Source organism: Faecalispora jeddahensis (genome assembly GCF_000577335.1).
Taxonomy (GTDB): domain Bacteria; phylum Bacillota; class Clostridia; order Oscillospirales; family Acutalibacteraceae; genus Faecalispora; species Faecalispora jeddahensis.
Genome location: NZ_CBYL010000080.1, coordinates 1 through 7,393 on the forward strand (window position 1 = coordinate 1; position 7,393 = coordinate 7,393).

Annotated in this window: 6 protein-coding genes and 1 tRNA gene; 2 read left to right on the plus strand and 5 right to left on the minus strand. The window is 51.4% G+C overall.

Translation table 11 applies throughout. The features are described 5' to 3' along the window. Positions 1-153: 153 nt before the first annotated feature. From TY09_RS17090 to TY09_RS17100, 3 genes are all read right to left on the minus strand, one after another. Positions 154-615 carry a hypothetical protein gene (locus TY09_RS17090; protein WP_042436886.1) on the minus strand — a complete coding sequence of 154 codons (462 nt, stop codon included), beginning with the start codon at positions 613-615 and terminating at the stop codon, positions 154-156. A gap of 134 nt (positions 616-749) precedes the next feature. Beyond that, a tRNA-Leu gene (locus TY09_RS17095) sits at positions 750-836 on the minus strand. Positions 837-1,039: 203 nt separating this feature from the next. Then, complete coding sequence (locus TY09_RS17100) at positions 1,040-1,693, minus strand: sugar transferase (RefSeq protein WP_009066785.1); 654 nt, start codon at positions 1,691-1,693, stop codon at positions 1,040-1,042. 311 nt (positions 1,694-2,004) lie between these two features. On the opposite strand from TY09_RS17100, the gene TY09_RS17105 reads away from it, so the two are divergent. Beyond that, complete coding sequence (locus tag TY09_RS17105) at positions 2,005-2,970, plus strand: ROK family protein (RefSeq protein WP_009066646.1); 966 nt, start codon at positions 2,005-2,007, stop codon at positions 2,968-2,970. Positions 2,971-3,097: 127 nt separating this feature from the next. Here the strand turns inward: TY09_RS17105 and TY09_RS17110 are convergent, their stop codons facing one another. Further along, positions 3,098-4,846 (minus strand): ABC transporter ATP-binding protein, encoded by a 1,749-nt coding sequence (locus TY09_RS17110; protein ID WP_042436889.1) that lies wholly within the window; start codon positions 4,844-4,846, stop codon positions 3,098-3,100. Then, a complete protein-coding gene (locus TY09_RS17115; RefSeq protein ID WP_042436892.1) occupies positions 4,843-6,579 on the minus strand; it encodes an ABC transporter ATP-binding protein in 1,737 nt (578 codons plus the stop codon). Before TY09_RS17115 ends, TY09_RS17110 begins: the two co-directional genes overlap by 4 nt. A 429-nt stretch (positions 6,580-7,008) precedes the next feature. Here TY09_RS17115 and TY09_RS17120 point away from each other — a divergent pair, with 429 nt between their 5' ends. Further along, positions 7,009-7,308 (plus strand): DUF3892 domain-containing protein, encoded by a 300-nt coding sequence (locus TY09_RS17120; protein WP_187119630.1) that lies wholly within the window; start codon positions 7,009-7,011, stop codon positions 7,306-7,308. The last annotated feature ends 85 nt before the right edge of the window (positions 7,309-7,393 follow it).

The window sequence follows — 7,393 nt, forward strand, 5'->3', positions numbered from 1 at the left end:
AACAGGCTGATGATTTATCAGCCTGTTTTTGTTTTTATAACCACTCGAGGATCTTTCCTCTTTTAAAAATGGTGAGAAAAATATTTTTCAAGATAACAAGGTGCTGGATATGACCCGGCCAACAAACCGGACTTTATTAAGATTTCGTTATGCTCATAATGCTTCGTGGTTACTCAAAAGCTTTAACCATTTCTTTTGCCTATGGGCATAAAAAAATGTTGCCCATAGATATACAAACGGTGTTTTCCAGCCTGCATAAATCTCGACTTCATCCGTGTACTGTGAAGCATCATCGCCCAGTGGTTTTAGCACGATACTGTGATTCCATATAGGCACATAGGCATTGCTTTCGGTTGTGTGAATCCGGTATGCTTCCTCGTTAAAATCAATTACCTTAATTGTGTGTCTGCCTAATGGAATAACGCCAAATAATTTAAGTCGAAAAGAAAAAATTTCTCCTGCTTTCCAATTGAAATCATTACTTTCGGTTAACGGAGTAAACGTCGCATATGGCGAGGCTATGTACTGTAACGTTTGTATGGATTTTAGCTTGTTGAAAACATTTCTCCCCGACGCCGGGAATCTGGAAGTTTTTATTACAGTTCTGCTTTGCACAGTTCTTCTTGCCTCCTTATGCGTTTAATATAAATAATCCATTGGGTGATTTTACGGAAGCTTGTATCCATATTACCAGATTTTTTTGCATAATAAAAGACATAGCCTCTTTTGACGGAAAGCTATGTCTTTTATGGTGCTGGTGACCGGACTTGAACCGGTACGGTGTTGCCACCGAGGGATTTTAAGTCCCTTGCGTCTGCCGATTTCGCCACACCAGCGTGTGGAACGGAGTTTATTATAGCACAAATTCAAAAGCAAAACAACAACAAAATCGCCCGGGAAAACAAAATCACCGGGTCGGTGCTTCCATGCTCTCTCAGCCGTCCGAAGCTTCGCTTCGGCGTGCGGTTATTATAGCACGAACCGATACGCAAAATCAATTGCAAATTTACAGCGAAAAGCGGTGTTCCTTTGCAGAGAATCACCGCCGGAACACCGCCAAAACAGTCTGAACCATAATTTTGATATCCTGCCAGACGGAAATGTGGTCAAGGTACTCCAGATTATAGCGCATCTTCTCCGGCAGAATCTGATGAATATAGATTTCTTCCGGGTCGCCGCCAGAATTGAGCAGCTCGTCTTCATCCTTAAACCGGATGCTCGCCGTTGCCGTTACGCCCGGCGGCATCAACAGCGTAGCCAGATATTCCGGCTCGTAGGCATCGACATATTTTCGCACCTCCGGCCGGGGGCCGACAAGGCTCATCGTACCTTCAAGGACATTTAGGACCTGTGAAAATTCATCCAAGCGGCACTTGCGGATCAGCTTCCCTACCCGGGTGATACGGGAATCCCCTTCTGTTGTCAGGGCCAAGCCCTTTTTGTCGGCATCCTGCACCATGGAACGAAACTTGAAAATCCGAAAATCCCGCCCATACTGCCCAACTCTCACCTGTCGGTAAAACACCGGCCCTCTGGAATCAATCTTGATCGCTGCGGCCAGCAGCAGAAAAATCGGCGAAAGCAGCAGCAGGATCAGCGCCGACACAATGATATCGAACACCCGCTTGAAAAACAACGACGCCTTTTGCCGATTGAGCAGCTCTATATAAGGTTTGATTTCTTCCTTCTGCATCCACTGGGGTAACTCCTGATACTGCACGTTTTTCACCATTTTCCTTCATTACTTTGCCTGGAAGCTTCTACCTATCATTATGGCAGAAATTTCTCCTTTTAAACTGTACCCAAAGAAAGAAGATTTGTCAAATCCTTTTTCTTTTTGTCGATCGCGCCAACGAAACAATTTACGAAACCGCCACTTGATGATATAATAGCCTCACGACGCAAAAAATTTTTATAGGTAAAAAGTTGTTATTATCTAACCATCTTACATAAAAAAGCGGAAACGCCTTCACGGCGTAATTTCATCAGAAACGGGGTATTTCGATGTATTATCTTGGCATCGATCTGGGCGGCACCAATATTGCCGCCGGCGTCATCGACAAAAGCGGCAAGCTTCTTTCAAAACAGTCTATGCCGAGCGGCGCTTCCTGCACACCGCAGGAGCTGTGCGACCGGATTTCCGAGGCCGCCCGGGAAGCCATTTCGGCAGCCGGACAGCCGGTAGATTCTGTGGGAATCGGCTGCCCCGGTTCTGTAAACCGCAATACGGGTATGGTTGAGCTGACGCCGAACCTTCCGCTGCGTCATTTTCCGATGCGTGAGGAGCTGGAGAGCCGCCTTCATTTGCCTGTGGGTGTGGATAACGACGCCAACGCCGCGGCCTGGGGAGAGTTTAAGGCAGGCGCACTGCAGGGCGCATGGAACGCCGTGGCCATCACCCTTGGAACAGGGGTAGGCAGCGGGCTGATTCTGGACGGAAAAATCTACGCGGGGCAAAACGGTGCCGCGGGAGAAATGGGGCATATCGTCATTGAACGGCATGGTCGGCCTTGTAATTGCGGAAGACACGGCTGCTGGGAGCGCTATGCCTCCGCCACCGGGCTGATTCTGACGACCCGGGAACTGCTGGAGCAGGACACGGCCCACGAGAGCCTAATTTGGGAAATGCTGAACGGCGATTTGAACCGGATTTCAGGCAGAAGCGCTTTTGACGCCATGCGCCAGGGCGACGCCCTGGGGCGGAAGATCGTGGAGGTCTATACCGAAGACATCGCCTGCGGCGTGATCAACATCATCAACAGCCTTCAGCCGGATGTGATCTGCATCGGAGGAGGCATCAGCCGCGAAGGGGAAACCCTTCTCGCGCCGGTGAGAGCGATTGTGGAACGGGAACAGTTTGTGACCAATTCCCCGCTGAAAACAAAGTTAGTGACTGCTGAGCTGGGCAACGATGCGGGAATCATCGGCGCGGCTCTGTCGGGCGCGGAGCTTTGCGGCTTCTCTCTCTGATCAAAAATTGTTAAAAGGCGATACCGTAGTATGGTATCGCCTTTTCTGATAGAAGAATATCCTTTCCGCAATCATGGAAAAGCAGGGCTCGCACAGCGGAAGGAAAATATTTGCTGACAACCCAAACTCAGCTGGCGGCAAACTGACTGTTGTAGAGCTCGGCATAAAATCCGTTTTTCTCCAGCAGCTGTTGGTGTGTTCCCTGCTCCACAATTTCGCCGGCACGCATCACGAGAATCAGATCCGCCCCCTGAATGGTGGAAAGGCGGTGTGCCACCACAAAGCTGGTGCGGCCCTCCATCATCCGCTGGAACGCCTTCTGCACCAGAAGCTCGGTTCGGGTATCGATACTGCTGGTCGCTTCATCCAGAATCAGCATGGGCGGGTCAACCAGCATTACCCGGGCAATACAGAGCAGCTGCCGCTGCCCCTGCGAAAGATTTCCCCCATCCTCCGAAATCATGGTGTCATAGCCGTTCGGCAGACGGGTGATAAAGGAATGCGCCAGCGCCGCCTTCGCGGCCGCGGTCACCTCTTCCAAAGTGGCATTCGGCTTACCGTAGGTGATATTCTCGCGGATTGTGCCGGAGAAAAGCCAGGTATCCTGCAGCACCATTCCAAACAGAGAACGAAGGCTGTCGCGCGTGATCTGCCGCACATCCGTGCTGTCCACACGGATGCTGCCGCTGTCGACATCATAAAAGCGCATGAGCAGGTTAATGATCGTCGTTTTGCCGCAGCCGGTCGGCCCTACAATGGCAATCCGCTGCCCCGCGTGAGCGGCCAGATTGATATTTTGCAGCAGCTTCGTCCCGGACCGATAAGAGAAAGCGACATCCCGGAACTCCACCTGATGGCTGCCCCCGTTATGAATTTCCTGTGCGTCGGCCGGCTCCGCAGGCTCCTCTTCCTCATCGAGCACCTCGAACAGGCGCCGGGCCGAAGCAAACGCAGTCTGAATCTGCGTCAGCACAGCGGTTACCTCATTAAACGGCTTGGTATACTGGTTGGCATAGGCCAGAAAGCTGGTGATCTGCCCCACACTCAATCGCGCGGGAACGCCGGTAATGGCGCAGATAGCACCGATCACCGCAACGGAGGTATACACGATGCTGTTGACGAACCGGGTGGAGGGATTCGAAAGCGAGGAATTGAACTGGGCTTTCTCCCCCGCCTCGTACAGGCGGGAATTGATTTCATCAAACGTGCTTTCCGCACGGTTTTCATAGTGAAACGCGCGCACCGTTTTGATTCCGCTGATCATCTCTTCGATTAATCCGCTGAGCTCCCCCTGACACGCCTGCTGATCAAAAAAGCGCTTACGCGAAATTCTGGCAATAAAAGCGGCCACAAACAGGGACAGCGGCGTGATGCACACCACCACGAGCGTAATGACCGGGCTGATCGTCAGCATAAACAGCAGCGTGCCCACAATGGTGACCACACCGGTAAACAGCTGGGTAATCCCCTGCAGCAGACCGTCGGACACCTGGTCCACATCGTTAACGACACGGCTGACAAGATCGCCGTGCGCATGGCTGTCGATAGTCCGAAGCGGCAGGTGGTTCACCTTCTCATAGGCCTGCACGCGCAAATCACGCATCGTGCGGTAGGTCGCCTGATTGGTACAGTACGTCATAACCCACTGGAACAGCGCACTGACCAGTACTGTCGCGGCAAGCAGCAGCAGAATTTGGCGCATCCTTTCGTAATTGACCTGGCCGGGAGCGACAATCTGATCGACCGCATGGCCAATCAGAATCGGGGCATACAAAGAAAGTGAGATATAAATGATCGCGCAGATCAGCGCGCCCACAAGATAAGCAAAATACGGCTTCATGTAGCCGATAATTCGCCTGAGTACCGAGCGATTCATCTGGCCACCTCCTCGCGGTTCATCTGCGACAGGCAGATTTCCTGATAGACAGGGCAGCTTTGCATCAGCTCTTCGTGTGTGCCGATACCAGCAACGGCCCCGTCGTCCAAGACAATAATGCGATCCGCATGGCGGATGGAGCTGACCCGCTGGGACACAATCAGAACCGTCGTCCCGGCCGTATCATTGCGAAGAGCACGCCGCAAAGCTGCGTCGGTTGCGAAATCCAGCGCACTGGAGCTGTCGTCCAGAATCAGCACCTGTGGATTTGCCGCCAGGGTTCGCGCAATCGCAAGGCGCTGGCGCTGGCCGCCGGAGTAGTTTTTTCCGCCCTGACTGACCAGTGAGGATAGGTCCTTCGGCAGAGCGCGCACAAAATCCTCCGCCTGCGCTGTTTTCAGAGCTTGCCACAATTCCTCATCCGCGGCCGCCGCATTGCCCCATTGCAGATTGCTGCGGATGGTTCCGGTAAACAGCTCAGACTGCTGCAGAACAATACCGACCCGGCTGCGCAGCACAGCAAACGGATATTCCCGCACATCCACTCCGTCCAGCAGGACCTGGCCTTTTGTGACGTCGTAAAAGCGGGGGATCAGATTCACCAGAGTCGATTTTCCGGAACCCGTACCGCCGATGATCCCTATCGTTTCTCCGGCGGCGATTTCGACGCTGCAGTCCTGCAAAGCGTATTCTCCGGGAAGATGATACGAAAAGCTGACGCCGCGAAACTCTACTTTTGGCGCACCGGAAACCGGCTGCGGCTCTGCCGCGGAATCAGACTCCTGAACGGTGGTTTCGGTATGCAGCACCTCGTTGACTCTGGCAGCAGAGGCTGAGGCCTTTGTAAAGATCACCACGAGATTTGCGACCACCACGAGGGCAAGAAGCGTCTGGTTCATGTAGTTAATCAAAGCCACGATCTGGCCCTGTGTGACGATACCGGTATCGACGCGGAACCCGCCATACCACACAATCGCCAGAATCGAAAAATTGATGATAGCAAACGTAATCGGATTCAGCAGCGCGGAAAGCTTGCCGACCCGAATTGCCGCGGCAGCCTGTTCATCCGCCGCATTTGTAAATCGTTCGGTTTCCTGCTCCTGGCGGGAAAAGGCACGGATGACCCGCACGCCGGACAGGCTTTCTCGCGACAAACGGGAAATGGCGTCCAGCTTTTTTTGAATCGCCTTGAAGAAGGGAACGGAACGGCTCATCACCAGATACAGAGCGAGGCCGATCAGAGGAGTCGCCACCACAAAAATCAGCGCCAGCGGCACATCGATCGTCATCGCCATAATGACAGCGCCTACCGCCAGAAACGGCGCGCGCACCACCAGACGAATCAGCATCGCAACCGCCAGCTGAAGCTGATTGACATCGTTCGTCAGGCGGGTAATCAGCGACGGCGTGCCAAAACGGTCAAGTTCTGCATAAGAGAGCGTATTGATATGGCGAAATAATTCCCTGCGCAAAACCGTTCCAAAGCCTTGTGAGGCCACCGCGGCCATCTTCTGACACACCAGCGCAAAGCACAGACCCACAACGCCGAGCAGCAGCATGACACCGCCCATCTTCCAAACATAGGCGATGTCTCCCCGGCGAACACCTTCATCGATGATCCGCGCGGTTACGATTGGAATAATCAGCTCAAATATGGCTTCAATCAATTTAAATATAGGGCCAAGAATGACCTGTTTACGATACGATTTTAAGTATTTGCCGAGTTCCCGCAAAATTGATCCAGCCCTTCTCTAAGGAAATTTTCGATGATATTGTTCCCATATCAATATCAAAATCAGATTTTTATGAACAGCGCGAAGTGATTATATCATCCGTTCTCTACTCAGTCCACATCAAAGAAACAATTTTCGTTTTTCTCACGACTGATGATTCAATGTTCTCCCAGGCGCCCGAAGCTTCACCTTGGCTTGCGCCGTGAGGTTATTATAACACGATTTCCAAACAATGACATCTCTTTCACAAAAATATTGAGGAGCGCTCTCAGCAAATCAGATTCTCACACAAATTGATGCGAAGAAAAGGAGCTCAAAAGAGTCCCTTGATCAATATCAAAAAGTTGTGCTTCAAAGGATTTTTTAGAAAGATTTTCAACGTAATATTTCAAGGGAATTCCGACAAACTATATGGCAAGGAGTGATCGTATGGATAATCAAGAAAATCAATCTGTCGGAAATTTGCCAATGAATATTAACGCCGTTACACCCACACCGAAGCCCGATGCACAGTCTATTACACAGCTGGTAAAGCACAGCGGCCGCATTGAGGGCTATCAGCTTTCCAGCGGACAAATCATCTCGAAGGAGCAGGGTGTGGAATTGGCCAAGGCTGGAGCAATTCGAGGAGTTGCCGTTGCCACAAGAAATGGCAGTGAGTATCTTCGCTCTTTGCCCGATGGTGAGGAAAGCAATAATCTTGGTAACTTGCCATCCATTTCACAATAATCATTTCACACAATTCCATTTGATTTTACTTCAAAATGAAAAAGCAAAGAAAAAACCACCAGTAATTACTGGTGGTTTTCTTTGG

Coding starts and splice junctions, on each gene's coding strand:
- TY09_RS17120 (WP_187119630.1), top strand. CDS start 7,009: ATGGATAATCAAGAAAATCAATCTGTCGGAAATTTGCCAATGAATATT.
- TY09_RS17110 (WP_042436889.1), bottom strand. CDS start 4,846: ATGAATCGCTCGGTACTCAGGCGAATTATCGGCTACATGAAGCCGTAT.
- TY09_RS17100 (WP_009066785.1), bottom strand. CDS start 1,693: ATGCAGAAGGAAGAAATCAAACCTTATATAGAGCTGCTCAATCGGCAA.
- TY09_RS17105 (WP_009066646.1), top strand. CDS start 2,005: ATGTATTATCTTGGCATCGATCTGGGCGGCACCAATATTGCCGCCGGC.